This window comes from Clostridium sp. HV4-5-A1G, assembly GCF_900184915.1.
Lineage (GTDB): Bacteria > Bacillota > Clostridia > Clostridiales > Clostridiaceae > Clostridium_B > Clostridium_B aromativorans.
In genome coordinates this window covers 15,430-41,124 of record NZ_FXYI02000004.1, presented here as the reverse complement: position 1 = coordinate 41,124, position 25,695 = coordinate 15,430, and the positions used below count along the sequence as shown (strand labels likewise).

Genomic DNA, 25,695 nt, shown 5'->3' with positions numbered 1-25,695 from the left:
TGAAATTATGAAAATTTATTATTGACAAATTATATGTATTATGGTAACATGATAAATTGCATTGATTAGTTGCAGAATTAATGTAAAATGTATTATATATAGAATAATTTGAATTAATTACAAAAAAAAGGTTATAATAGTTTGATGGCAATAATAAGTCCATAAACATACATATACGAATTAAATGAATGTTTTTGGTTATTTTTAGTTTATACAAGGGGTGAAAATCAATGGTACATCCTGTCCAGGTTGGTAAAAGAACAAGAATGAGCTTTTCCAGACTTAAAGAAATAGGGCATATGCCTAATTTAATTGAGGTACAGTTAGATTCTTACAATTGGTTTTTGAAAGAAGGCTTACAAGAAGTATTCGATGATATTAATCCTATTCAAGACTATACTGCAAACCTTAATTTAGAGTTTGTGGGATATAAATTAGATATGGATAATATCAAATATTCTGTAGAAGAGTGCAAAGAGAGAGATGCAACTTATGCAGCACCTTTAAAGGTGAAAGTAAGATTACTTAATAAGGAAACCGGTGAAGTTAAAGAACAGGAAGTTTTTATGGGAGACTTCCCTCTGATGACAGAACAAGGAACTTTTATAATTAATGGAGCGGAGAGAGTTATAGTCAGTCAGCTTGTAAGATCTCCAGGTGTATATTATGATGTATCTGTTGATAAAACGGGTAAAAATCTTTTTTCTTCAACGGTAATACCCAATAGAGGAGCTTGGTTAGAATATGAAACTGATTCTAATAACATAATATATGTGAGGATAGATAAAACCAGAAAATTACCTATAACTATTCTTGTGAGAGCTATGGGATATAGTACGGATGCAGAAATCACTAATTTCTTTGGAGAGGATGAAAGATTAAAAGCTACAATCGAAAAGGATAATACTAAGACACATGAAGAAGCATTGCTTGAAATATATAAGAGACTTAGGCCAGGAGAACCACCTACAGTGGATAGTGCTCAGTCACTTATTGAATCCTTATTTTTTGATCCTAAAAGATATGATCTTTCCAGAGTGGGAAGATATAAATTTAATAAAAAATTAGCACTTTATATTAGAATAACTAATCAAATATCAGCGCAAGATGTGGTAAACCCACAGACTGGTGAGATACTTGTACAAAAAGGCGAAAGAATAAGTAGAGAAAAAGCTATAGAGATTCAACAATGCGGAGTAAATATAGTAGATATTCAAGTTGAGGATATAATTCTTAGAGTGATAGGCAATCATTTTGTAGACATACGTAATTTTGTTAATTTTAACATAGATGATTTAAACATAAAAGAAAGTGTACATTATCCTACATTAAAGGAAATTTTGGATAATTACAGTGATGAAGATAGCGTAAAGGAACAGATATCAAAGCATATTCATGATTTAATTCCCAAACATATAATTAAAGATGACATTTATGCTACGGTCAGTTATGAGTTAGGATTGACTTATGGCATTGGCAATGTCGATGATATAGATCATCTTGGGAATAGGAGACTTAGATCAGTAGGAGAATTACTTCAAAATCAATTTAGAATAGGTCTTTCAAGAATGGAGAGAGTAGTTAAAGAAAGAATGACCATACAGGATCAGGAGGTTATAACACCTCAGGCTTTAATAAATATAAGGCCTGTATCGGCAGCTATAAAAGAATTTTTTGGAAGCTCTCAGCTTTCTCAATTCATGGATCAGACTAATCCACTTTCAGAACTTACTCATAAAAGAAGATTATCAGCATTGGGACCCGGGGGACTTTCCAGAGAGAGAGCTGGCTTTGAGGTGAGGGATGTTCACCATTCACATTATGGAAGAATGTGTCCAATAGAGACACCAGAAGGCCCAAATATAGGACTTATTAATTCTCTTGCATCTTATGCAAAAGTTAATGAATATGGTTTTATAGAAACTCCTTATAGGAAAGTAGACAAAAAAAATAAAAGAGTTACCAATGAAATTGTATATATGACAGCAGATGAAGAAGATCAGTATTTGATAGGACGGGCGAATGAACCTATAGAAGAGGACGGCAGTTTTATAGATAACAGAATTACGGTTAGGGATAAGGAAGATGTTATTGTAGTACCAGCGGAAGATGTTGATTATATGGATGTATCTCCAAGACAGTTGGTTTCAGTTGCAACTGCTATGATACCATTTCTTGAAAATGATGATGCAAGCCGTGCACTTATGGGATCCAACATGCAAAGACAGGCGGTACCTCTTTTGAAACCTCAGGCACCCATTGTGGGAACAGGTATTGAATATAAAGCAGCTGTGGATTCAGGAGTACTTCCAAAAGCAAAAAATTCAGGTGTAGTTTCTTATGTATGTGCCAATGAAATAAGGGTAAAAAGGGATTCTGATGGAGGAACAGACATTTATAGACTTCTCAAATTCCAAAGATCTAATCAGGGCACATGTATAAATCAGAGACCTATAGTTGAAAATGGTGAAATTGTTCAAAAGGGAACAGTTCTAGCGGATGGACCATCCACGGATCTAGGCGAAATAGCTCTTGGTAAAAATATCAGAATGGGTTTTACTACCTGGGAAGGATATAATTACGAAGATGCCATGCTTATATCTGAAGAACTGGTAAAAAAGGATGTATTTACTTCAATCCATATTGAAGAATATGAATCTGAAGCCAGGGATACAAAACTTGGGCCTGAAGAAATTACCAGAGATATACCAAATGTAGGAGAAGATGCATTAAAAGACATAGATGAAAGAGGAATTATAAGAATAGGTGCTGAAGTGAGAGCCGGAGATATACTAGTGGGGAAAGTAACTCCTAAGGGTGAAACCGAACTTACGGCAGAAGAAAGGCTTTTGAGAGCTATATTTGGAGAGAAAGCCAGAGAAGTAAGAGATACTTCTCTTAGAGTACCTCATGGTGAATCAGGTATAATTGTAGATGTGAAAGTATTTACAAGAGAAAATGGAGATGAGCTTTCACCGGGGGTCAATAAGCTTGTTAGATGTTATATAGCTCAGAAACGTAAAATATCTGTTGGAGATAAAATGGCAGGTAGACATGGTAATAAAGGTGTTATATCCAGGGTGCTGCCGGAGGAAGATATGCCTTTTTTACCAGATGGTAGACCTTTGCAGATATGCTTAAATCCACTTGGAGTACCTTCTCGTATGAATATAGGTCAGGTGCTTGAAGTCCATCTTGGGTTGGCTGCCAGTGAGTTAGGGTGGCATATAGCAACACCAGTTTTTGATGGGGCAAGAGAAGAAGATATAATAGCCTGCCTCAAGAAAGCAGGTTATAGAGAAGATGGGAAGACAATATTATATGACGGTAGAACAGGGGAACCATTTAATCGGCCTATAACCATAGGATATATGTACATTCTAAAATTGGCACATTTAGTTGATGACAAGATTCATGCAAGATCCACAGGACCATATTCTCTTGTAACTCAGCAGCCTTTAGGCGGTAAAGCGCAATTTGGAGGACAGAGATTTGGAGAAATGGAAGTATGGGCTTTGGAAGCATACGGTGCAGCACATACTCTTCAGGAAATACTGACAGTTAAGTCTGATGATGTAGTTGGAAGAGTTAAAACTTATGAAGCTATTGTAAAGGGTGAAAATATACCAGAACCTGGTGTACCAGAATCCTTTAAAGTACTTATAAAAGAATTACAGGCTCTATGCTTGGATGTGAAAGTATTAAATGATGACAATGAGGAAATCAAACTTAAAGAATCTGTAGATGATGAAATGGAAAGTTTGGATGTTAATATAGAGGGAAATGAAGATTTTGCAGCATCGTCTCAAGATAATTACAACAGAAAGAGTCAAGAGGATCACGGTAATGAGAACGACGGTAATGAGAACGATGATAATGATGAGAAGAACAACGATGAGGATGCCAATAATGACACTGACGAAGGCTTGGATTTGAATTATGAGGATTTGAATTTAGATGATCTGGGAATAGATGATTTTAATGATGAACATTAGGAAGGGAGGATGTACCCTTGTTTGAATTAAATAATTTTGATGCACTACAGATAGGTTTAGCTTCACCGGAGAAAATAAGAGAGTGGTCAAGAGGTGAAGTAAAAAAGCCTGAGACAATAAATTACAGGACATTAAAGCCTGAGAGGGATGGTTTGTTTTGTGAAAGAATTTTTGGACCAACTAAGGACTGGGAATGTCATTGTGGTAAATATAAGAGAATCAGATACAAAGGCATAGTTTGTGACAGATGTGGTGTTGAGGTAACTAAGGCAAAAGTTAGACGTGAAAGAATGGGTCATATAGAACTTGCGGCTCCAGTATCGCATATATGGTATTTTAAGGGAATACCATCCCGTATGGGACTCATTTTGGATATGTCACCGAGAGCATTGGAAAAAGTATTGTATTTTGCATCATATGTAGTTTTAGAGCCAAAAGCAACTCAGCTTTTAAAAAAACAGCTCCTTACAGAAAAAGAATACAGGGAAGCCGTAGATAAGTATGGAGAACAAAATTTTGTTGCAGGTATGGGAGCAGAATCTATCAAAAAGCTTCTGGAAGAAATAAACCTTGATGAACTATCTGCAGGATTAAAGGAAGATTTGAAAAACAGCACAGGTCAAAAAAAGGTAAGGATAATAAGAAGGCTTGAGGTAGTTGAATCTTTTAAGAAATCAGGCAATAAGCCAGATTGGATGATTATAGATGTTATACCTGTAATACCACCGGATTTGAGACCTATGGTACAGTTAGATGGAGGAAGATTTGCCACATCGGATTTAAATGATCTTTATAGAAGAGTTATAAATAGAAATAATAGGCTCAAAAAATTATTGGATTTAGGAGCACCGGATATAATAGTAAGAAATGAAAAGAGAATGCTTCAGGAAGCAGTGGATGCTCTTATAGATAATGGAAGAAGAGGAAGGCCGGTGACAGGACCGGGTAACAGACCATTAAAATCATTGTCTGATATGCTTAAAGGAAAACAGGGAAGATTTAGACAGAATTTACTTGGCAAACGTGTGGATTATTCTGGACGTTCTGTTATAGTAGTTGGACCTGAGCTCAAAATGTATCAATGTGGGTTGCCTAAGGAAATGGCTTTAGAACTATTTAAACCATTTGTGATGAAAAAGTTAGTTGCAAGTGGTTTAGCCCATAATATTAAAAGTGCTAAGAGGATGGTGGAAAGAGTTCAGACTCAAGTATGGGATGTATTAGAAGAGGTAATATCAGATCATCCAGTACTTTTAAATCGTGCTCCAACCCTCCATAGATTAGGAATTCAGGCCTTTCAACCTGTACTTGTAGAAGGTAGAGCTATAAAACTTCATCCACTTGCTTGTACAGCATACAATGCGGATTTTGATGGTGATCAAATGGCAGTACATGTCCCACTTTCAGTTGAAGCCCAAGCCGAAGCCAGATTTTTAATGTTGGCTGCCCATAATATATTAAAACCTTCAGATGGGAAACCAGTAGTAGTTCCTACACAGGATATGGTACTTGGATCCTACTATCTAACAGCGGAAAAAGATGGCGCTGTGGGAGAAGGCAGGATGTTCTGCTCACCTGAAGAAGCGATAATGGCGTATGAGTTAAGGCAAATAGACATTAATGCCAAGATAAAGGTAAAGATGAAAAAAGTTAAAGATGGAAAATACTTTAGTGGGATAATTGATACTACTCCTGGAAAAATAATATTTAATGAATCTATACCGCAGGATTTAGGATTTGTAGATAGAAGTATACCTGGAAATGAATTTAAATTAGAAATTGATTTTCTTGTAGCTAAGAAAAACCTAGGTAAAATAATAAATAAATGTTATATGAAACATGGAGCTACTCAGACATCTATAATGCTCGATAAGATAAAAGCCAGAGGGTACCATTATTCAACTATAAGTGGTATTACTGTTTCCACTTCAGATATGGTGGTTCCTGATGCTAAAAAGAGACTTCTGGATGAATCGGATCAGGCTGTTGATAAGATAGAAAAAATGTACAGAAGAGGATTTATATCTGAAGAAGAGAGATATCAGAGAGTAATAGAGAAATGGACTAAAACCACGGAAGATGTAGCTGATGCGCTGATGGATAATCTGGATAAATTTAACCCGATATTTATGATGGCTGATTCAGGGGCAAGAGGATCTAAGAGTCAGATTAAGCAGCTTGCAGGTATGAGAGGACTTATGGCAAATCCTTCGGGGAAGATAATAGAACTTCCAATAAGATCCTCTTTCAGGGAAGGATTGGATGTACTTGAATATTTTATATCCACCCATGGTGCAAGAAAAGGTAATGCAGATACTGCTCTAAAGACGGCAGATTCAGGATATCTTACTAGAAGGCTCGTAGATGTGAGTCAGGATGTTATAGTAAGAGAGGAAGATTGTGGTACTCATGAAGGCTATGATATAACAGAAATAAAAGAGGGAAATGAAGTCATAGAGAGTTTGTCAGAAAGGCTTACAGGAAGGTATTCTGCAGAAGATATTAAGGATCCAAAAACAGGCGATGTGTTGGTATCAAGAAACACTTACATGGATTCCGAAATGGCACATAAAATAGAAGATGCGGGTATAAAGAGAGTAAAAATCAGATCCGTATTTACTTGCAGATCTCGACATGGAGTATGTGCTAAGTGTTATGGTATGAATATGGCTACAGCCAAGAAAATTGATATTGGAGAATCAGTGGGGATAATAGCGGCACAGAGTATAGGAGAACCTGGTACACAGCTTACAATGAGAACTTTCCACACTGGTGGAGTTGCTGGATCTGATATAACTCAAGGTCTTCCAAGGGTTGAAGAATTATTTGAAGCTAGGAAACCAAAAGGTTTGGCAATAGTAAGCGAGGTTTCAGGAACTGTAAAGATGGAAGAAACGAAAAAGAAGAGAAGTGTATCTGTAATTACGAGTACAGGAGAAGAAGTAGTCTATGATATACCATTTGGATCGAGACTTAAAGTGTCAAATGGCGATGTAATAAGTGCTGGCGATGAAATAACAGAAGGGTCTGTGAATCCTCATGATATATTGAGAATAAAAGGAGTTCAGGGCGTTAAAAATTATCTTCTGTCAGAAGTCCAAAAAGTTTATAGACTACAGGGCGTTGACATAAATGATAAACATCTTGAAGTGGTGATAAGGCAAATGACAAGAAAGATTAAGATAGAAGATTCGGGAGATACAGAATTATTGCCTGGAACTATGATTGATATGTTTGATTTTGAAGATGAAAATGCTAAAGTTGAAGCAAATGGTGGAAAGCCTGCTCAGGGAAGGGTAGCACTTTTGGGTATAACCAAAGCGGCTTTGGCAACAGAATCATTTCTTTCGGCGGCTTCATTCCAGGAAACTACAAGAGTCCTTACAGATGCAGCTATAAAAGGTAAGACGGATCCGCTTTTAGGATTGAAGGAAAATGTAATTATAGGTAAACTTATACCTGCGGGAACTGGAATGACTAGGTATAGATCTATAAAAATCAATACTGAAAATGAATCTGCGGATCAAAAATTAGAGAATCAACAAGAAGCTTGATAATTATTGACATAATAATACTAAAATGATAAAATACATCTGTATGTTTTTAAAGAGACAAGGTTTTAACATACCTTGTCCCTCAAATTATTATTAGGAGGGAATGGAAATAATGATTTACAGGCTTGCAGGAAATAAAGTTGTTGGTGTAAAGCAGACAGTTAAAGCTATAAAAAATAATAAAGCTAAAACTGTATATATAGCTAAAGATGCTGATGATAAACTTATACAGTCAGTAAAAGTATTAATTGATGATAATTCCCAGGAAGTAATTTATGTAGACACCATGAAAAAATTAGGAAAAATGTGTGGAATAGATGTAGGTGCCGCTACAGCAGCTATATTAAAGGATTAATTTTATAGTATAAAAAAGCTTTCAATAGTAATTAATATAAATTGTGACTTTATTAATAATTTATCTATTTTTAGAAGGAGGTGTAAACATGCCAACAATAAGCCAATTAGTTAGAAAAGGCAGAAAGACAATAAGCACAAAATCAACAGCACCAGCATTAAAAGAATGTCCACAGAAAAGAGGAGTTTGTACAGTAGTAAAAACTACCACTCCTAAGAAGCCAAATTCTGCACTTAGAAAAGTTGCAAGGGTTAGACTGGTAAATGGTTATGAGGTAAGTGCATATATACCAGGTATAGGACATAACTTACAAGAACACAGTGTTGTACTCATAAGAGGAGGAAGAGTTAAAGATCTTCCAGGTGTTAGATATCACATAGTTAGAGGAACACTGGATTCAGCAGGAGTTACTGACAGATTGCAGGCAAGATCAAAATACGGTGCTAAAAAACCAAAACAAAAATAATTTCAATAAATTAGGTTGATGGAGTTAGTGCAATGTCTTCAGCGTTTATATATATTTTATGAAATTTTGCAGAAGTACAAAGCACTTTACGGCTATTTATAGTCGAGTACCGATGAACTTAAATTTTAATTGTTAAGGAGGGAAGAAAAGTGGCAAGAAAAGGACATATAGGAAAAAGGGATGTATTACCAGATCCAGTATACAATAGTAAGGTTATTACAAAGTTAATAAATAATATAATGGAAAATGGTAAAAAAGGGGTAGCTCAAAAGATATGCTATAGTGCCTTTGACATAATTGCTAAAAAAACCAATAAGGAACCTATGGAAGTTTTTGAGGCAGCCATGAACAATATAATGCCTCTTCTAGAGGTAAAAGCAAGAAGAATTGGTGGTGCAACATATCAGGTCCCAATAGAAGTTAGACCGGAGAGAAGGCAGACTTTGGGGATAAGATGGCTGCTTATAGCATCAAGAAAACGAGGAGAAAAATATATGAGAGAAAGACTTGCTTCAGAATTGATGGATGCAGCGAACAATACAGGTGCAGCCGTTAAGAAGAGGGAAGATACTCATAAAATGGCTGAAGCCAATAAGGCTTTTGCACATTATAGATATTAATATAAAAAACTGTTTTGGTATTTTTACTAAAGCAGTTTTATAGAATTTTAAATTTACACTTGCGAGGAGGAAAATTAAGTGGGAAGAGAATATCCGCTAGAGAAATTCCGTAACATAGGAATAATGGCACACATAGATGCTGGAAAAACTACTACTACGGAGCGTATACTTTTCTATACAGGAAGAACTCATAAAATAGGCGAAGTACATGATGGCGAAGCGACTATGGATTGGATGGCACAAGAGCAAGAAAGAGGAATAACTATAACTTCAGCGGCTACTTTTTGTAAATGGAAAGGATATGCAATAAATATAATAGATACACCAGGGCACGTGGATTTTACTGTAGAAGTTGAGAGATCACTTAGAGTACTTGACGGTGCAGTTACTGTTTTAGACGCTAAGAGCGGAGTTGAACCACAGACAGAAACTGTCTGGAGACAGGCAGATAATTATGGAGTACCAAGATTAGTTTACGTAAATAAGATGGATTCAATAGGTGCAGATTTTTATATGTGTATAAACACTTTGAGGGATAGACTCCATTGTAATGCAGTACCTGTTCAAATTCCAATAGGTGCAGAAGATGAATTTAAAGGTATAGTAGATCTTATAAAAAATGAGGCAATAATATATGAAGATGATTTGGGAACAGTAATGGATGAAGTTGCTATACCTGATGAATTGAAAGATAAGGCAGAAGAGTATAGGACCCAATTGATTGAAGCAGTGGCTGAGCTCGACGAAGATCTGATGATGAAATATTTAGATGGAGAGGAATTGACAAATGAAGAGTTGATAGCTGGGATTAGAAAAGGTGTTATTGCAAATGAACTGGTACCAGTTTTATGTGGATCATCATATAAAAATAAAGGTGTACAGCCAATGATAGATGCAGTAGTTGATTTTATGCCATCACCTCTTGATATACCACCTGTAAAAGGAAATGATCCTGAAAGCGGTGAGGAAATTGAGAGAAAAGCTGATGACAATGAGCCGTTGTCTGCACTTGCATTTAAAATTGCTACAGATCCATTTGTAGGAAGATTGGCCTTTACGAGAGTTTATTCAGGAATTATGAAAAGTGGTACTTATGTATATAATTCTACAAAAGGTAAAAAAGAAAGAATTGCGAGACTTGTAAAGATGCATTCTAATCATAGACAGGAAGTTGATGAACTCCGGGCAGGAGATCTTGGAGCTATAGTAGGACTGAAGGATACTACTACAGGTAATACTCTCTGTGATGAAGATAATCCAATTGTACTTGAAAGTATGGAGTTTCCTGATCCAGTTATAGATGTGGCAATAGAACCTAAGACCAAAGCTGGTCAGGAAAAAATGGGAATAGCTCTTGCAAAACTTGCAGAAGAGGATCCGACATTTAAGACTTATACAGATCAAGAAACGGGTCAGACCATTATAGCAGGTATGGGAGAACTTCACTTGGAGATAATTGTGGATAGGCTGCAGAGAGAATTTAAAGTGGATTGTAATGTAGGTAAACCTCAGGTTGCATATAAGGAAACTATTAAAAAAACAGTTAAGGCAGAAGGTAAATTCATAAGACAATCAGGGGGACATGGTCAATATGGTCATTGCTGGATAGAGATGTCGCCTTCAGAGGAAGGATATGCATTTGAAAATGCCATTGTGGGAGGAACTATTCCAAAGGAATATATTGCGCCAATTGACAACGGAATTCAAGAGGCTGCAGAAAGTGGTGTAATTGCAGGATATCCTGTTATAAACTTTAAAGTTAAGTTGTATGATGGTTCATATCATGATGTGGATTCCTCAGAAATGGCCTTTAAGATTGCTGCATCTATGGCCTTTAAGAATGCTATGAATAAAGCAGATCCGGTTTTGCTTGAACCAATGATGAGAGTTGAAGTTACAGTTCCAGAAGAATATATGGGAGATGTAATGGGTGATATAAATTCCAGAAGGGGAAGAATTGAAGGTATGACTCCTAGAGCAGGAGCTGAAATTATAAAATCTTTTGTTCCGCTTTCTGAAATGTTTGGATATGCTACTTCACTTAGATCAAGAACACAGGGTAGAGGTGTCTATACTATGACATTTGATCATTATGAAGAAGTACCAAAGAGTATTCAAGAGAAAATTACAGGAGAGAGAAATAGTTAATTTAATTAATATGTTATTTGTTAGGAGGAAGAATAATGTCAAAAGAGAAGTTTGAAAGGACGAAACCGCACGTAAATATAGGAACGATAGGGCATGTAGATCATGGTAAGACAACATTGACAGCAGCAATAACCATGGTATTAGCGAAAGAGGGGAAGGCATCGGCAACAAAGTATGATGAGATAGATAAAGCTCCAGAGGAGAAAGAGAGAGGAATAACGATAAATACAGCGCATGTGGAATATGAGACAGATAAGAGACACTATGCACATGTAGACTGTCCAGGGCATGCAGATTATGTAAAGAACATGATAACAGGTGCAGCACAGATGGATGGAGCAATATTGGTAGTGAGTGCTGCAGATGGTCCAATGCCGCAGACAAGGGAACATATACTACTGGCAAGCAGGGTAGGAGTACAGCATATAGTAGTATTTTTAAATAAGGCAGATCAGGTGGATGATCCTGAGTTACTGGAATTAGTAGAGATGGAAGTAAGGGATCTTTTAAGTGAATATGGATTTCCGGGAGATGAAGTACCAATAATAGTAGGCAGTGCACTTAAGGCACTGGAGAATCCGGATGATGCAGAAGCGACGAAATGTATATATGAGCTGATGGATGCAGTTGACAATTATATACCGACACCTGATAGACCGACAGACAAACCATTCTTGATGCCAATAGAGGATATATTCACAATTACAGGAAGAGGGACAGTAGCGACAGGAAGAGTAGAGAGTGGAGTATTAAAAATAGGAGACGAACTGGAGATAGTAGGACTTCAAGAGGAGAAGAAGAAGACAGTATGTACAGGAGTAGAGATGTTCAGGAAGCTGCTTGACCAGGCAATGGCAGGAGACAACATAGGTGTACTTCTGAGAGGTATACAGAGGAATGAAGTAGAGAGAGGTCAGGTACTTGCGAAACCAGGTACAGTACACCCGCACAAGAAATTTGTAGGTCAGGTATATGTACTTAAGAAAGAAGAGGGTGGGAGGCACACACCGTTTTTCAATGGATACAGGCCGCAGTTTTATTTTAGGACCACAGATGTAACGGGGACCATTGCACTTCCGGAAGGAGTAGAGATGGTAATGCCTGGAGACCATATAGATATGAATGTAGAACTCATAACACCGGTAGCAATGCATGAAGGGTTGAGGTTTGCAATAAGAGAAGGCGGAAGAACAGTTGGTTCTGGTGTCGTAACTAAAATAGTTGAGTAATAGGTGTAAATTACTGTAGTTTTTTAACAAAGAAGGAAAGGGTATATAAATGCCCTTCCCTTCTTTATAAATTTTATATTTGTCACTTGTCAGAAATAGAAATTTATTGTATAATTAAGTGGTTGTGATGTTATAACAGCGATGAAGCAAGAGGTTGCCGGACTTCCGGGTAATTCTTGATTGAGTATGCCATGGTCTTGAACCAGGTGACGGTGCTTTTGTAAAAGGTCACTTTGCGTAAATTAAATGAAACGCCTGGTACAGTTTACAGAATGTGTCCGCTGTTGTACGTAAGGAGCATAGCGTGCATGAAAAGGAGGGAAATAATAATGGCAAAACAGAAAATAAGAATAAGATTGAAGGCTTTTGATCATACCATATTGGATCAATCATCTGAGAGAATAGTGGAAACTGCTAAATCCACGGGAGCAAAGGTAGCGGGACCAGTACCACTGCCGACTGAAAAAGATGTAGTTACAATCTTAAGGGCTCCACATAAATATAAGGATTCAAGAGAACAGTTTGAGATAAGGACTCACAAAAGGCTTATAGATATAATAAGTCCATCACCTAAAACTGTTGATGCTTTGATGAGATTGGACTTACCGGCGGGCGTAGATATAGAGATTAAATTATAAATTAAGAATTATTACTGACTATTATGACCGTTTATGCGATCCGCTAATACGTTTAGGAGGTGTATTTAAATGAAGAAGGCTATACTGGGTAAAAAACTCGGAATGACCCAGATATTTGATGAAAGTGGGAAGGTAATTCCTGTTACAGTTATTGAAGCAGGTCCTTGTGTAGTTGTTCAGAAAAAAACAGTAGAAAAAGATGGATATAATGCTATACAGGTGGGATTTAATGATATAAGAGAAAAGCTTGTTAACAAACCGTTAAGGGGTCATTTTGCTAAAGCAGGTGTTCCGCTAAAAAGATTTATAAAAGAGTTTAAAGTTGATGATGCAGACAAATATGAAACCGGACAGGAAATAAAGGTAGATGTATTTGTTGAAGGTGATAAGGTAGATGTGTCAGGAGTTTCAAAAGGTAAGGGATTTCAGGGTACTATAAGAAGATGGAATGCTCAAAGGGGGCCAATGTCACATGGTTCAAAATTTCATAGGGCTGTTGGTTCGATGGGAGCTTCGTCTGATCCATCTAGAACTTTTAAAAATATGAAAATGCCGGGACATATGGGCAATAAAAATGTCACGGTATTAAATTTACAAGTTGCGAAAGTTATTCCTGAAAAAAATGTTATTTTAATAAAAGGTGGAATACCAGGGCCTAATAAAAGTTTTGTAATGATAAGAAATACTGTTAAGGCTTGATTTTAATAGAAAGGAGGATGCAGAATGCCTAATGTAGGATTATTTAATAAAGAAGGACAAAAAATTGGAGAATTTGAATTATCAGATAATGTATTTGGAACTAGAGTGAATCAATATGCTCTCCATCAAGTAGTGGTAGCACAACTTGCAAATAAGAGACAGGGAACACAGTCAGCGAAAACTAGAGCTGAAGTTTCTGGCGGTGGAATTAAACCTTGGAGACAAAAAGGAACTGGTAGAGCAAGGCAGGGATCTATAAGAGCTCCTCAGTGGATTCACGGTGGTATAGTTTTTGCAGTGAAGCCAAGGGATTATAGAATTTCAGTTCCAAAATCAGTTAGAAAAGTAGCTATGAAATCAGCTTTATCCAGTAAGGTTGAAGAGAACGAAATGGTAGTCCTGGATAATTTGGAGATAGATGTTCCAAAAACAAAGGAAATAGTAAAATTGTTGAATGTATTTGACGCAAAAAAAACATTGATTGTTACAGTTGAATCAAATCAAAATGTATACAGATCAGCGAGAAATATACCAGGAGTATCAGTTATTCCTGTTAATAATTTAAACGTGTATGATATATTAAAATTTGACAAACTTATGATAACTAAGGATGCTGTATCAAAGATTGAGGAGGTGTATGCATAATGAAATATACTAATTATGATATCATAAAAAGACCTGTTATAACAGAAAAAAGCATGGGCTGCATGAATGATAAAAAATATACCTTTATAGTTGATATACATGCCAATAAATTAATGATAAAAAAGGCTGTAGAAGATGTATTTGATGTGACTGTTGAAACTGTAAATACAGCAAGATATGTGGGAAAGAAAAAAAGAGTTGGTGTTCATATTGGAAAACGACCTGATTATAAGAAGGCCATTGTTAAACTTACAGAAGACAGTAAGACTATAGAATTTTTTGAAGGAATGCAGCAGTAAATAAAGCAATGAATGAAGCAGTTATTGGAGAAATCCAGATAAGCGAAAAAAGGGAGGGAATACCGTTATGGCAATTAAAGGATTTAAGCCTACCACACCTTCAAGAAGACATATGACAGTAAATGCATTTGAGGAGATAACTACAGATATGCCAGAGAAATCACTTCTAGTGGCTTTAAAGAGAAGCGGTGGTAGAAATGCTCACGGTAAAATAACAGTTCGCCATATAGGTGGCGGTACAAAACAAAAATATAGAGTAATAGATTTTAAAAGGAATAAGGATGGAATACCAGCGAAGGTAGCTACAATAGAATATGATCCTAATAGATCAGCATTTATAGCTCTTGTAGCCTATGTGGACGGAGAAAAAAGATACATAATAGCTCCAGTGGGTTTAAAGGTTGGAGATATAATAGTATCTGGATCGGATGCGGATATAAAGATTGGAAATTGTCTTCCACTCTCAAATATACCTGTTGGTACGATAATTCACAACGTAGAATTACAAGTTGGGAAAGGAGCACAGCTTGTAAGATCTGCAGGTGCCTCTGCACAACTTATGGCTAAGGAAGGCAAGTATGCTACATTGAGACTTCCAAGCGGTGAGATGAGACATGTAAGAATAGAATGTAGAGCGACTATAGGAACAGTTTCCAATTTAACTCATGAGATAGTCAACATAGGTAAGGCAGGAAGAAAAAGACATATGGGAATAAGGCCAACAGTCAGAGGTTCTGTAATGAATCCTAATGACCATCCACATGGTGGTGGTGAAGGTAAAGCACCAGTAGGACACCCAGGACCACTTACTCCTTGGGGGAAACCTGCTCTTGGATTTAAAACCAGAAAGCATAATAAATATTCAGATAAACTTATGGTAAAAGGGAGAAATAGTAAATAGTTTGAAGAGAATGTACATTCTCTTCACTGGTTTAATTTATTGCTTATTTTAATATAAAAATAGTTTCATAATTAGTTATATATTTTATGAAGGGAGGCTAAAAAGTGAGTAGATCAGTTAAAAAGGGACCTTATGTACAGGAATCACTTTTAAAGAAGATAAATGAGTTAAATAAAAATGGTGAAAAAAAGGTTATAAAGACATGGTCGAGAAGTTCAACGATATTTCCTCAGATGATAGGCCATACTATAGCAGTGCATGATGGAAGGAAACATGTCCCAGTGTATATATCAGAAGATATGGTTGGACATAAATTAGGGGAATTTGCATTAACCAGAACATACAGAGGACACTCTGCTGAAAAAGTTGATAAGACTGAAAAGACAACTAGTGTTGCTCAACAATAGGGGACTAGGAAGGAGGTAGTGTACAAATGGAAGCTAAGGCTATAGCTAGATACGTAAGAATGTCCTCAATGAAAGTAGGAATTGTACTTGATTTAATTAGAGGAAAAAATGTAAATGAGGCTTTTGCCATATTGAAATATACTCCAAAAGATGGAGCGGTAGTGGTCAATAAGCTTTTGAAATCGGCAGTTGCAAATGCAGAGAATAATTTGGATTTAGATAAGGATAATTTGTATATTTCAGAAGCGTATGCCTGCGAGGGTCCAACGTTAAAGAGATTTCAAGCACATGCTCAGGGAAGAGCATTTAGAATAAATAAAAGAAGCAGTCACATAACTTTAATAGTTAAGGAAAGAGAGTAAAAAGGAGGGAACTAGATGGGACAGAAAGTACATCCACATGGCTTAAGAGTTGGTGTAATTAAAGACTGGGATGCTAAATGGTATGCAGATAAAAAAAATTTTGCAGATAATCTGATTGAAGATAATAAAATTAGGACATTTGTAAAGAAAAAAACTGCTGTAGCTGGAGTTTCAAAAATTCAGATTGAAAGAGCAGCTAAAAGAGTTAAATTAAATATATTTACAGCTAAACCTGGAATGATAATAGGTAAAGGCGGTCAAGGGATTGAAGCTTTAAAATCTCAGCTTCAGAAAATAGTTGAAGGTAAAACTATATTGATAAATATAGTTGAAGTAAAAGTTGCAGAAGCTGATGCCCAGCTTATGGCAGAAAATGTAGCACTACAGCTGGAAAAGAGAATATCTTTTAGAAGAGCTATGAAGCAAACTATACAGAGATCAATGAAATCTGGTGTTAAGGGAGTCAAAATTACATGTTCCGGTAGGCTTGGGGGAGCTGAAATTGCAAGAGCTGAATCCTACCATGATGGAACAATTCCGCTTCAGACATTAAGAGCTGATATAGATTATGGATTTGCAGAGGCAGATACAACATATGGGAAAATTGGTGTAAAAGTATGGGTATATAAAGGAGAGATACTTCCAACTAAAAAATCTGTTGAGGATAAGAAAAAAGCTAATGCATAGGAAGGAGGAATAGGATTATGTTAATGCCTAAAAGGGTTAAGCATCGTAAAGTGCAGCGTGGTAGAATGAAAGGCAAAGCTACAAGGGGCAACTTTATAGCATATGGTGATTATGCTATACAGGCTACAGAATGTGCGTGGATAACTGCTAGCCAAATAGAAGCAGCCAGAGTAGCTATAAATAGATATATAAAAAGAGGAGGAAAACTTTGGATAAAGATTTTCCCAGATAAGCCAATTACTCAAAAACCTGCTGAGACACGTATGGGTTCTGGTAAAGGAGCACCGGAATATTGGGTGGCAGTTGTTAAGCCAGGCAGAGTATTGTTTGAATTGTCAGGTGTATCTGAAGAAATAGCAAGAGAAGCAATGAGACTTGCATCACATAAATTGCCTATAAAAACTAAGTTCGTCACAAGAAAAGATTTTGAAGAAGTGGGTGGTGAAAGCAATGAAGGCTAGAGAATTGAAAGAATTGAGAGAAAACAGTCCTCAAGATTTACAAGCTAAGGTACTGGATCTTAAATCTGAATTGTTTAATTTGAGATTTCAATTAGCTACAGGCCAGCTGGAAAATCCCATGAGGATAAAGGAAGTTAAAAAGTCTATAGCCCAAATTAAAACCATTCTCAGAGAAGAAGAACTAAGATCGTTAGAACAGTAGGCTGAAAGGAGGTTTATTCTGTGGAAAGAGGATATAGAAAGACAAGAGTAGGAAGAGTTATTTCCGATAAAATGGATAAGACTATAGTAGTTGCAGTTGAGACAAAAGTTCGTCATCCGTTATATGGTAAAACAGTCAACAGAACTACTAAATTTAAGGCTCATGATGAAAAAAATGAAGCTAAAAATAATGATAGAGTATTGATAATGGAAACAAGACCTTTATCTAAAGATAAAAGATGGAGACTTGTAGAAATAGTGGAAAAGGCTAAATAGTAGAATAGCTGAAAGGAGGGTTTTCAATGATTCAACAACAGACATTATTGAAAGTTGCAGATAATTCCGGTGCTAAGGAAATTATGTGTGTAAGAGTTTTAGGCGGCTCCAATAGAAAATGGGGAAATATCGGCGATATAATAGTTGCCAGTGTTAAAAATGCAACACCAGGCGGTGTTGTTAAAAAAGGAGAAATTGTGAGGGCTGTTATTGTGAGATCTGTGAGAGGACTTAGAAGAACAGACGGTTCATATATAAAATTTGATGAAAATGCTGCTGTTATAATAAAAGATGATAAGCAGCCAAGAGGGACTCGTATATTCGGACCAGTTGCAAGAGAGCTAAGGGATAAAGATTTTACGAAAATATTATCGTTAGCGCCTGAAGTTTTATAGATGAGGAGGTGGCTATAATGGCAAAAGTGCATGTTAGAAAAAAGGATACGGTTATGGTAATATCAGGTAAAGACAAAGGAAAGACAGGAGAAGTTCTGTCAGTGATGCCTAAAGTGGGAAAAGTTATTGTCAAGGGTGTCAATATAGTTTCAAAACATCAAAAACCAAATAAGCAGAATATGGAAGGTGGTATAATTCATAAAGAAGCTCCCATATACAGCTCTAAGGTTATGTTGTACTGTGACAAGTGTAAAAATGTGACTAGAATAAGTCATAAAATATTGGAAGATGGAACAAAGGTAAGAGTATGTAAAAAGTGCGGAGAAACATTCTAATCTTTGAAAGGAGGGCAAAAATATGAGTTCGAGATTACAGGAAAAATATAAAAAAGAAGTAGCTCCTGCTTTAATGGAGAAGTTTAAATATACCAATGTTATGCAAGTACCAAGACTTGAAAAAGTGGTTATTAATATGGGTGTAGGAGAAGCCAAAGACAATCCGAAAGTCTTAGAATCAGCAGTAAATGATCTTGCTATAATTACGGGTCAAAAGCCAGTATTGACTAGAGCGAAGAAATCCATAGCAAATTTTAAGATAAGAGAAAATATGCCTATAGGATGTAAAGTTACTTTGAGGAAGCAGTATATGTATGAGTTTGCAGATAAATTAATAAATGTTGCACTGCCTAGAGTTAGAGATTTTTCGGGAGTTTCGGATAAATCTTTTGATGGCAGAGGAAATTATTCATTGGGAATTAAAGAACAGTTAATATTTCCTGAGATAGAGTATGATAAAATAGATAAAGTAAGGGGCATGGATGTAGTCTTTGTTACTACGGCTAATACTGATGAAGAAGCAAGGGAATTACTTAAATTCCTCGGGATGCCATTTGCTCAAAGATAAGGAGGGAAAAATATGGCACGTAAAGCTTTAATAGAGAAATGGAAGAAACAACCTAAGTATGCAACTAGAGCCTATACAAGATGCAGAATATGTGGTAGGCCCCATGCAGTACTTAAGAAATATGGTATATGTCGTATATGTTTTAGAGAATTGGCATATAAGGGTGAAATACCTGGATGTAGAAAAGCAAGTTGGTAAAATGTTAGTTATTGATGAAAGGAGGCACAATAAATGGTAATGACTGATCCTATAGCAGATTTACTTACACGTATAAGAAATGCAAATGTTGTTAGGCATGAGGTGGTAGAAGTACCTTCTTCAGTTATTAAGAAGGAAATATTGAATATAATGCTTCAAGAAGGATATATAAAGGATATAGAGGAATATGCGGATGGTTCTGTTAATATGATAAGATTTTCCATGAAATATGGTAAAAATAAAGAGAGAGTTATAACTGGACTCAAGAGGATATCTAAACCAGGGTTAAGAGTTTATTGCAGAAAGGAAGAAATCCCTAAAGTGTTAAATGGTCTTGGAATTGCAGTGATATCCACTTCCCGAGGGATTGTTACTGATAAAGAAGCAAGAAAATTAGGTGTGGGCGGAGAAGTACTATGCTACATATGGTAGTTCATTTTAATGTGAGATAAGATTTATGTGGAATATAAAAAGAGTAGCAACGATCGACGATAGTTGTTACCAACCTATGAGTAATACAGGAGGTGTAATGATGTCAAGAATAGGAAGGCTTCCAATAGCTGTTCCAAGTGGTGTCACCGTTACAGTAACGCCAGATAACGTTGTTACTGTAAAAGGGCCTAAGGGCCAGCTTGTTAAAGCTATGAGAAAAGACATAAATATAACTTTGGAAGACAATACAGTAATATGTAAGAGAAATGATGATGAAAAACAAACTAAAGCTCTGCATGGACTTACAAGAGCATTGATAAATAATATGATTATTGGCGTAACTGAGGGATATTCAAAAACGCTGGAATTAGTAGGTGTTGGATATAGAGCTCAATTACAGGGTAAAAAATTAGTTCTACATTTAGGATATTCCCATCCAGTTGAAATAGAATCAATTGAAGGCATAACTTTTGAGACACCGGCTGCTACAAAAATTGTAGTTAAAGGTATTGACAAGGAATTAGTAGGGTATGTTTCGGCAAATATAAGATCATGGAGAAAACCTGAGCCTTATAAAGGAAAAGGTATTAAATATGAAGATGAAGTTATAAGGCGTAAAGAAGGGAAAACTGGTAAGAAGTAGTAGAAAGGAGTGAACCTTATGTTTAAAAAAGATGATAGAAAAAAGTTGAGGGAAAAACGTCATCTTAAAGTTCGTAAAAAGATTTTTGGAACAACTGAAAGACCAAGACTTTCGGTATACAGAAGTGATAAGAATATATATGCTCAAATAATAGATGATATAAAGGGAGCAACTCTAGTTTCTGCTTCAAGTTTGGATAAGGATTTTCAAGGTATAGGGAGTAATAAAGAAGCAGCAAAAGTTGTTGGAGAAGCTATAGCAAAAAAGGCTATGGAAAAAGGAATTAAAAGAGTTGTTTTTGACAGAGGTGGATATGTATACCATGGAAGAGTACAAAATTTAGCTGATGGAGCAAGAGAAGCTGGATTGGAATTTTAAAAGAGGAGGGAAGTAAATGAGAATTGATCCTAGCACTTTAAATCTTAAAGAAAAAGTTGTATTTATAAATAGAGTTGCTAAAGTTGTTAAAGGTGGTAGAAACTTTAGATTTAGTGCTCTAGTTGTAGTGGGCGACGAAAATGGCCATGTAGGAGTGGGAACGGGAAAATCTATAGAAATACCCGAAGCAATTAGAAAAGGAATAGAAGATGCAAAAAAGAATTTAATTGATGTACCAATTTTCGGTACAACAGTGCCACACGACATAACAGGTCAATTTGGAACAGGAAAAGTATTTATAATGACAGCACCTGAAGGTACTGGAATTATAGCAGGTGGACCTTCTAGAGCGGTGCTTGAACTTGCGGGATTAAAGGATGTTAGAGCAAAATCAGTGGGTTCTAATAATCCACGAAATATGGTAAATGCTACTATTGATGGTTTATCAAAACTAAAGACAGCAGAACATATAGCTAGTCTTAGAGGTAAAACTGTCGAAGAGATTTTAGGTTAGGAGGGAATGACCTTGGCTAAACTTAAAATAACTTTAAAGAAAAGTTTAATAGGCAGAAAAAAAGATCACATTGCTACTGTTAATGCTCTTGGATTAAAGAAAATAGGGAAGATTGTAGAGCAAGAGGATACTCCTCAGATAAGAGGCATGATCAAAAAAGTTAGCTATCTTTTAGATGTGGAAGAAGCATAGTACAGAGGAGGTGTAAGTATAAATGAAACTTCATGAGTTAAAACCAGCAGAAGGCTCAAGAAAATCACGTAAAAGAATTGGAAGAGGTACTGGTTCAGGTTTTGGAAGAAATGCCGGAAAAGGTGAAAAAGGTCAAAAAGCCAGATCTGGCGGTGGAGTGAGAATAGGATTTGAAGGCGGACAAATGCCACTTTATAGAAGACTTCCTAAAAGGGGCTTCACTAATATATTTGCAAAAGAGTATTTTGAATTGAATGTTGAACGATTGAATATATTTGAAGATGGGACAGAAGTTACACCGGAATTACTTTTAGAAAAGAGAATTATAAGAGGATCAAAAGATGGATTGAAGGTACTTGGAAATGGCGAGCTTAAAAAGAAGCTCACGGTAAAAGCAGCTAAATTTACAAAAACTGCAGCAGAAAAGATAGAAGCGGCTGGAGGAAAAGTAGAGGTGATATAAGGTGCTATCGACCTTACGTAATGCTTGGAAGGTTCCTGAACTTAGAAAGAGATTGATATTTACTATACTTATGGTAGTAGTATTTAGGTTGGGTAATTTTATTCCTGTTCCAGGGATTGATACCACTAAATTGACTAATTTAACTCAAAATGGATCGTTATTTGGATTCTATGATCTTTTAGCAGGAGGTGCATTTAGCAGATTTAGTATATTTGCTATGGGAGTTATCCCTTTTATCAATTCCTCCATTATATTTCAATTGCTTACAGTTGCTATACCTCGTTTAGAACAATTGTCTAAAGAGGGAGAGGAAGGAAGAAAGAAAATACAGGAATATACAAGATATGCATCAATACCACTTGGAGTAATTCAAGGCTTTAGCATATATGCTATAATAAGTAGAGCTGGTGCGCTGGTAGATCCATCTAATAAAATAAATATAATTATGATAATATTTACTGTAACTGTGGCATCGACTTTTCTCATGTGGCTTGGTGATAGAATCACGGAGCATGGCATTGGAAACGGAATTTCTCTTATAATATTTGTAAATATTATTTCGAGGTTTCCGTCTGCTGTATCCAGTATATTTAATCTTCAGCAAGTTGGAACGGTTAATTTTGTGGAATTAATAGGATTTGGAGCGGCAATAATTATACTGTTTATAGCAGTTGTACTCATGAGTTTGGCTGAAAGAAGAATCCCAATACAATATGCTGGCAAAACCAATGGTGGTAGAATGTATAAGGGACAGTCAACGCATATCCCCATTAATGTAAATGGAGCAGCTGTTATTGGAATTATATTTGCCATATCGGTTATGCAGTTTCCAGCTACTATAGGTCAGTTTTGGCCTGATTCTGCTTTTAATAACTTTATAACAGTAAGCTCATTTAGTCCATTTAAAGAGAGCAATTGGCAATATTCGGTGCTGTATTTCTTATTGACAATTTTTTTCACTTGGTTTTATACCGAAGTTACTCTTAAGCCGGAGGAAATGGCTGAGAATATGAATAAATCATCTGGGTTTATACCGGGAATAAGACCAGGAGAACCAACAACCATATTCATAGAAAGGGTTTTGGCTAGAGTATCATTTTTAGGAGGAGCTTTTGCCGGCATAGTGGCTATATCACCTATAATAGCAGAAACCTATACTAATTTTAAAGGTATATATTTTGGTGGAACAGGATTGCTTATCATAGTGAATGTTGCTATTGAGACTGTAAGGCAGATAGAATCCCAGCTGTTAGTGCGTCATTATCGTGGATTTTTGAATTAATAAATTATTTTGGAGATGATGCTATTTGAAGATAATCTTATTAGGACCTCCGGGAGCAGGAAAGGGAACTCAGGCTAAATTTATCAGCGAGAGGTATTTTATACCACATATATCTACTGGTGATATATTTAGAAAGAATATTTCAGAAAAAACTTCCCTTGGGGTTGAGGCTAAAAAATATTTAGATGAAGGAAAATTAGTACCTGATGAAATTACTATAAGTATGATGAAAAATAGATTGGCTGTGGATGACTGTAAAAAAGGGTTTTTGCTAGATGGATTTCCAAGGACAGTAACTCAAGCCAAAGCTTTAGATTTATTTCTGAGTAATACAGGGGGAAGGATAGATGTAGCTCTTCTTATTGATGTTCCTAAAGACTTGATTCTTAATAGGATAACGGGAAGAAGGGTTTGCCCATCTTGTGGTGCAAGCTATCATATAAAATTTAATCCACCTAAAGTAGAGGGAAAATGTGATGTGTGTCATAATGACATTGTACAGAGGAAAGATGATACCGAAGCCACTGTTAAAAGTAGGTTGGATGTGTATGACAAGCAGACTGAACCCTTGATTGACTATTATGAAGCCCAGGATGTACTTTCTACAGTGAATGGGACTGGTGAAATAGATCAAGTTTTTCAGAATATAAAAGATGTTTTGAAAGATATTCACAAATAAAAATGTTCTAGAAGGTTATATTGTCTAGTTATGAGGCATTATATGATAAGTTGGTGAAATGTAGAATAAACTATTGAAGGGTTGGATAGAATTTCAAAGAGGCTGTAGACAGAAATATTGTTGAAGTTGAGTGATTATTGTTGCTACAGGTGTAGTGTAAAAATTCATTTTTGAAGTATTCAATAATGGAGTATTGACTAATGTAAATTAAAAGAGTATAATATTATCTTTATAATATACTAGAAGTGATATTAAAGAATGGTTTCGCAGTCAGCAATAACAAGGAGGTTTGATTACCTTATGTCAAAAGATGATGTTATTGAAATGCAGGGTACTGTCTTGGAGGCTTTGCCCAATGCAATGTTTGAAGTAGAATTAGAGAGCGGACATAAAATATTGGCACATATATCGGGTAAATTGAGAATGAATTTTATAAGAATACTTCCAGGTGACAAGGTTACAGTAGAACTTTCCCCATATGATCTAACTAGGGGAAGAATAACCTGGAGGGCAAAGTGATTGAGGGGAGGGTTAGCGATGAAAGTAAGGCCATCAGTTAAGCCTATGTGTGAAAAATGTAAGATCATAAAGCGAAAGGGAAGAGTAATGGTTATATGTGAAAACCCTAAGCATAAACAAAAACAGGGATAAATTAGTTAAAAATGAGGCTAAGTATAAAATGTATATTATATAGATAGAACAAATAATGTGCTAAATTGATATTTTATAATGTAAATTTTACGCTAATCATGTTTTAAAGTGCGGCTGCAGCAAAATATTTTATATATTCTGCTGACTTTAAAACTTTATATAATAAATATAAATAAATCTTTATCCATTAGATACTCAGGAGGTGTAAATTTTAATGGCAAGAATAGCAGGTATTGACCTACCAAAGGAAAAAAGAGTTGAGATAGGTCTCACTTATATATATGGTATAGGGTTACCTACTTCTCAAAAAATCCTAAAAGAAGCTAATGTCAATCCAGATACCCGAGTTAAGGATTTAACAGAAGAGGAAATTAACTCGCTGAGAAATTATATAAAAAATTTAAGGATTGAGGGGGATTTAAGAAGAGAAGTTGCTCTCAATATAAAGAGATTAGTAGAAATAGGTTCATATAGAGGAATAAGACATAGGAAGGGTCTGCCAGTTAGAGGGCAAAAAACTAAGACAAATGCGAGAACTAGAAAAGGACCTAAGAAAATAGTAGGAGCTAAAAAGAGGTTAGTAAAATAATAAGGAGGCAAGGGAAAAGATGGCAGCTGGAAAAGTTAAAAAGACTACCAGAAGAAAAAAAGAGAAAAAAAATGTTGAACATGGCTGTGCACATATAAGATCAACTTTTAATAACTCAATAGTTACTATTACAGATGCTGCTGGAAATACTTTATCTTGGGCCAGTGCAGGCGGTTTAGGATTTAAAGGTTCTAGAAAAAGTACGCCATTTGCTGCACAAATGGCAGCTGAAACATCAGCTAAGGCAGCTATGGAACATGGATTGAGGAGTATTGAAGTATATGTAAAAGGGCCAGGTGCGGGCAGAGAAGCGGCAATAAGATCACTCCAAGCAGCAGGACTTGAAGTTACTTTAATTAAAGATGTAACTCCAATACCGCATAATGGATGTAGACCACCAAAGAGAAGAAGAGTTTAGTAATAGGAGGTGTAA

Annotated in this window: 34 protein-coding genes; all 34 read left to right on the top strand. The window is 35.9% G+C overall.

What is annotated here, in order from left to right:
* Positions 1-230: 230 nt before the first annotated feature.
* The 34 genes from rpoB (at position 231) to rpsK (ending at position 25,680) form a co-directional block, all read left to right on the top strand.
* Positions 231-3,995, top strand: coding sequence for a DNA-directed RNA polymerase subunit beta (gene rpoB, locus J5G60_RS01235; RefSeq protein WP_150355432.1), 3,765 nt, complete (start codon positions 231-233; stop codon positions 3,993-3,995).
* A gap of 17 nt (positions 3,996-4,012) precedes the next feature.
* The gene (rpoC, locus tag J5G60_RS01230) at positions 4,013-7,549 is read left to right on the top strand and encodes a DNA-directed RNA polymerase subunit beta' (protein WP_150355431.1); all 3,537 of its coding nucleotides are present in this window, start codon (positions 4,013-4,015) and stop codon (positions 7,547-7,549) included.
* 112 nt (positions 7,550-7,661) lie between these two features.
* Complete coding sequence (locus J5G60_RS01225; RefSeq protein WP_150355439.1) at positions 7,662-7,904, top strand: ribosomal L7Ae/L30e/S12e/Gadd45 family protein; 243 nt, start codon at positions 7,662-7,664, stop codon at positions 7,902-7,904.
* A gap of 88 nt (positions 7,905-7,992) precedes the next feature.
* The gene (rpsL, locus tag J5G60_RS01220; protein ID WP_150355430.1) at positions 7,993-8,370 is read left to right on the top strand and encodes a 30S ribosomal protein S12; all 378 of its coding nucleotides are present in this window, start codon (positions 7,993-7,995) and stop codon (positions 8,368-8,370) included.
* Between the two features lie 149 nt (positions 8,371-8,519).
* Positions 8,520-8,990 carry a 30S ribosomal protein S7 gene (gene rpsG, locus J5G60_RS01215; RefSeq protein WP_150355429.1) on the top strand — a complete coding sequence of 157 codons (471 nt, stop codon included), beginning with the start codon at positions 8,520-8,522 and terminating at the stop codon, positions 8,988-8,990.
* 78 nt (positions 8,991-9,068) lie between these two features.
* The gene (fusA, locus tag J5G60_RS01210) at positions 9,069-11,138 is read left to right on the top strand and encodes an elongation factor G (protein WP_150355428.1); all 2,070 of its coding nucleotides are present in this window, start codon (positions 9,069-9,071) and stop codon (positions 11,136-11,138) included.
* Positions 11,139-11,173: 35 nt separating this feature from the next.
* Complete coding sequence (gene tuf, locus J5G60_RS01205; protein ID WP_150355427.1) at positions 11,174-12,367, top strand: elongation factor Tu; 1,194 nt, start codon at positions 11,174-11,176, stop codon at positions 12,365-12,367.
* Positions 12,368-12,693: 326 nt separating this feature from the next.
* Positions 12,694-13,005, top strand: a complete 312-nt coding sequence (gene rpsJ, locus J5G60_RS01200) for a 30S ribosomal protein S10 (RefSeq protein WP_434735232.1) — start codon at positions 12,694-12,696, stop codon at positions 13,003-13,005.
* Between the two features lie 69 nt (positions 13,006-13,074).
* A complete protein-coding gene (rplC, locus tag J5G60_RS01195; RefSeq protein WP_150355426.1) occupies positions 13,075-13,704 on the top strand; it encodes a 50S ribosomal protein L3 in 630 nt (209 codons plus the stop codon).
* A 24-nt stretch (positions 13,705-13,728) separates the two neighbouring features.
* Positions 13,729-14,349 carry a 50S ribosomal protein L4 gene (gene rplD / locus J5G60_RS01190; RefSeq protein WP_150355425.1) on the top strand — a complete coding sequence of 207 codons (621 nt, stop codon included), beginning with the start codon at positions 13,729-13,731 and terminating at the stop codon, positions 14,347-14,349.
* Positions 14,349-14,648: a 50S ribosomal protein L23 gene (gene rplW / locus J5G60_RS01185; RefSeq protein WP_150355424.1), complete on the top strand. Its 300-nt coding sequence runs from the start codon at positions 14,349-14,351 to the stop codon at positions 14,646-14,648. The genes rplD and rplW overlap by 1 nt, the downstream gene beginning before the upstream one ends.
* Before the next feature lie 67 nt (positions 14,649-14,715).
* Complete coding sequence (gene rplB, locus J5G60_RS01180; protein WP_150355423.1) at positions 14,716-15,549, top strand: 50S ribosomal protein L2; 834 nt, start codon at positions 14,716-14,718, stop codon at positions 15,547-15,549.
* Between the two features lie 104 nt (positions 15,550-15,653).
* On the top strand, positions 15,654-15,956 hold the full coding sequence (gene rpsS, locus J5G60_RS01175; RefSeq protein WP_150355422.1) for a 30S ribosomal protein S19: 303 nt from the start codon (positions 15,654-15,656) through the stop codon (positions 15,954-15,956).
* Positions 15,957-15,982: 26 nt separating this feature from the next.
* Positions 15,983-16,318: a 50S ribosomal protein L22 gene (gene rplV / locus J5G60_RS01170; protein WP_150355421.1), complete on the top strand. Its 336-nt coding sequence runs from the start codon at positions 15,983-15,985 to the stop codon at positions 16,316-16,318.
* A gap of 15 nt (positions 16,319-16,333) precedes the next feature.
* On the top strand, positions 16,334-17,005 hold the full coding sequence (rpsC, locus tag J5G60_RS01165) for a 30S ribosomal protein S3 (RefSeq protein ID WP_150355420.1): 672 nt from the start codon (positions 16,334-16,336) through the stop codon (positions 17,003-17,005).
* Between the two features lie 17 nt (positions 17,006-17,022).
* Complete coding sequence (rplP, locus tag J5G60_RS01160) at positions 17,023-17,466, top strand: 50S ribosomal protein L16 (RefSeq protein ID WP_150355419.1); 444 nt, start codon at positions 17,023-17,025, stop codon at positions 17,464-17,466.
* Positions 17,456-17,668: a 50S ribosomal protein L29 gene (gene rpmC / locus J5G60_RS01155; RefSeq protein ID WP_150355418.1), complete on the top strand. Its 213-nt coding sequence runs from the start codon at positions 17,456-17,458 to the stop codon at positions 17,666-17,668. The genes rplP and rpmC overlap by 11 nt, the downstream gene beginning before the upstream one ends.
* A gap of 20 nt (positions 17,669-17,688) precedes the next feature.
* The gene (gene rpsQ / locus J5G60_RS01150) at positions 17,689-17,943 is read left to right on the top strand and encodes a 30S ribosomal protein S17 (protein ID WP_150355417.1); all 255 of its coding nucleotides are present in this window, start codon (positions 17,689-17,691) and stop codon (positions 17,941-17,943) included.
* 26 nt (positions 17,944-17,969) lie between these two features.
* Positions 17,970-18,338: a 50S ribosomal protein L14 gene (rplN, locus tag J5G60_RS01145; RefSeq protein WP_150355416.1), complete on the top strand. Its 369-nt coding sequence runs from the start codon at positions 17,970-17,972 to the stop codon at positions 18,336-18,338.
* 17 nt (positions 18,339-18,355) lie between these two features.
* On the top strand, positions 18,356-18,673 hold the full coding sequence (gene rplX / locus J5G60_RS01140) for a 50S ribosomal protein L24 (RefSeq protein ID WP_150355415.1): 318 nt from the start codon (positions 18,356-18,358) through the stop codon (positions 18,671-18,673).
* A gap of 22 nt (positions 18,674-18,695) precedes the next feature.
* On the top strand, positions 18,696-19,241 hold the full coding sequence (rplE, locus tag J5G60_RS01135) for a 50S ribosomal protein L5 (RefSeq protein WP_150355414.1): 546 nt from the start codon (positions 18,696-18,698) through the stop codon (positions 19,239-19,241).
* 12 nt (positions 19,242-19,253) lie between these two features.
* Positions 19,254-19,439 (top strand): type Z 30S ribosomal protein S14, encoded by a 186-nt coding sequence (locus tag J5G60_RS01130; protein ID WP_150355413.1) that lies wholly within the window; start codon positions 19,254-19,256, stop codon positions 19,437-19,439.
* A 33-nt stretch (positions 19,440-19,472) separates the two neighbouring features.
* Positions 19,473-19,871 carry a 30S ribosomal protein S8 gene (gene rpsH, locus J5G60_RS01125; RefSeq protein WP_150355412.1) on the top strand — a complete coding sequence of 133 codons (399 nt, stop codon included), beginning with the start codon at positions 19,473-19,475 and terminating at the stop codon, positions 19,869-19,871.
* A gap of 100 nt (positions 19,872-19,971) precedes the next feature.
* On the top strand, positions 19,972-20,514 hold the full coding sequence (rplF, locus tag J5G60_RS01120) for a 50S ribosomal protein L6 (RefSeq protein WP_150355411.1): 543 nt from the start codon (positions 19,972-19,974) through the stop codon (positions 20,512-20,514).
* A gap of 18 nt (positions 20,515-20,532) precedes the next feature.
* Positions 20,533-20,892, top strand: coding sequence for a 50S ribosomal protein L18 (gene rplR, locus J5G60_RS01115; protein WP_150355410.1), 360 nt, complete (start codon positions 20,533-20,535; stop codon positions 20,890-20,892).
* A 16-nt stretch (positions 20,893-20,908) separates the two neighbouring features.
* Positions 20,909-21,406 carry a 30S ribosomal protein S5 gene (gene rpsE, locus J5G60_RS01110; RefSeq protein WP_150355409.1) on the top strand — a complete coding sequence of 166 codons (498 nt, stop codon included), beginning with the start codon at positions 20,909-20,911 and terminating at the stop codon, positions 21,404-21,406.
* A 12-nt stretch (positions 21,407-21,418) separates the two neighbouring features.
* Positions 21,419-21,598, top strand: coding sequence for a 50S ribosomal protein L30 (gene rpmD / locus J5G60_RS01105; RefSeq protein ID WP_150355408.1), 180 nt, complete (start codon positions 21,419-21,421; stop codon positions 21,596-21,598).
* Positions 21,599-21,620: 22 nt separating this feature from the next.
* A complete protein-coding gene (gene rplO / locus J5G60_RS01100) occupies positions 21,621-22,061 on the top strand; it encodes a 50S ribosomal protein L15 (protein ID WP_150355407.1) in 441 nt (146 codons plus the stop codon).
* 1 nt (position 22,062) lies between these two features.
* The gene (secY, locus tag J5G60_RS01095; RefSeq protein ID WP_150355406.1) at positions 22,063-23,343 is read left to right on the top strand and encodes a preprotein translocase subunit SecY; all 1,281 of its coding nucleotides are present in this window, start codon (positions 22,063-22,065) and stop codon (positions 23,341-23,343) included.
* Between the two features lie 25 nt (positions 23,344-23,368).
* Complete coding sequence (locus J5G60_RS01090; RefSeq protein ID WP_150355405.1) at positions 23,369-24,022, top strand: adenylate kinase; 654 nt, start codon at positions 23,369-23,371, stop codon at positions 24,020-24,022.
* 300 nt (positions 24,023-24,322) lie between these two features.
* Entirely contained in the window at positions 24,323-24,541 is a 219-nt protein-coding gene (gene infA, locus J5G60_RS01085) for a translation initiation factor IF-1 (protein WP_011988826.1), read from the top strand.
* 18 nt (positions 24,542-24,559) lie between these two features.
* Positions 24,560-24,673 carry a 50S ribosomal protein L36 gene (gene rpmJ / locus J5G60_RS01080; RefSeq protein ID WP_007062395.1) on the top strand — a complete coding sequence of 38 codons (114 nt, stop codon included), beginning with the start codon at positions 24,560-24,562 and terminating at the stop codon, positions 24,671-24,673.
* A 214-nt stretch (positions 24,674-24,887) separates the two neighbouring features.
* Positions 24,888-25,262 (top strand): 30S ribosomal protein S13, encoded by a 375-nt coding sequence (gene rpsM / locus J5G60_RS01075; protein ID WP_150355404.1) that lies wholly within the window; start codon positions 24,888-24,890, stop codon positions 25,260-25,262.
* A gap of 19 nt (positions 25,263-25,281) precedes the next feature.
* A complete protein-coding gene (rpsK, locus tag J5G60_RS01070) occupies positions 25,282-25,680 on the top strand; it encodes a 30S ribosomal protein S11 (protein WP_150355403.1) in 399 nt (132 codons plus the stop codon).
* Positions 25,681-25,695: the final 15 nt, after the last annotated feature.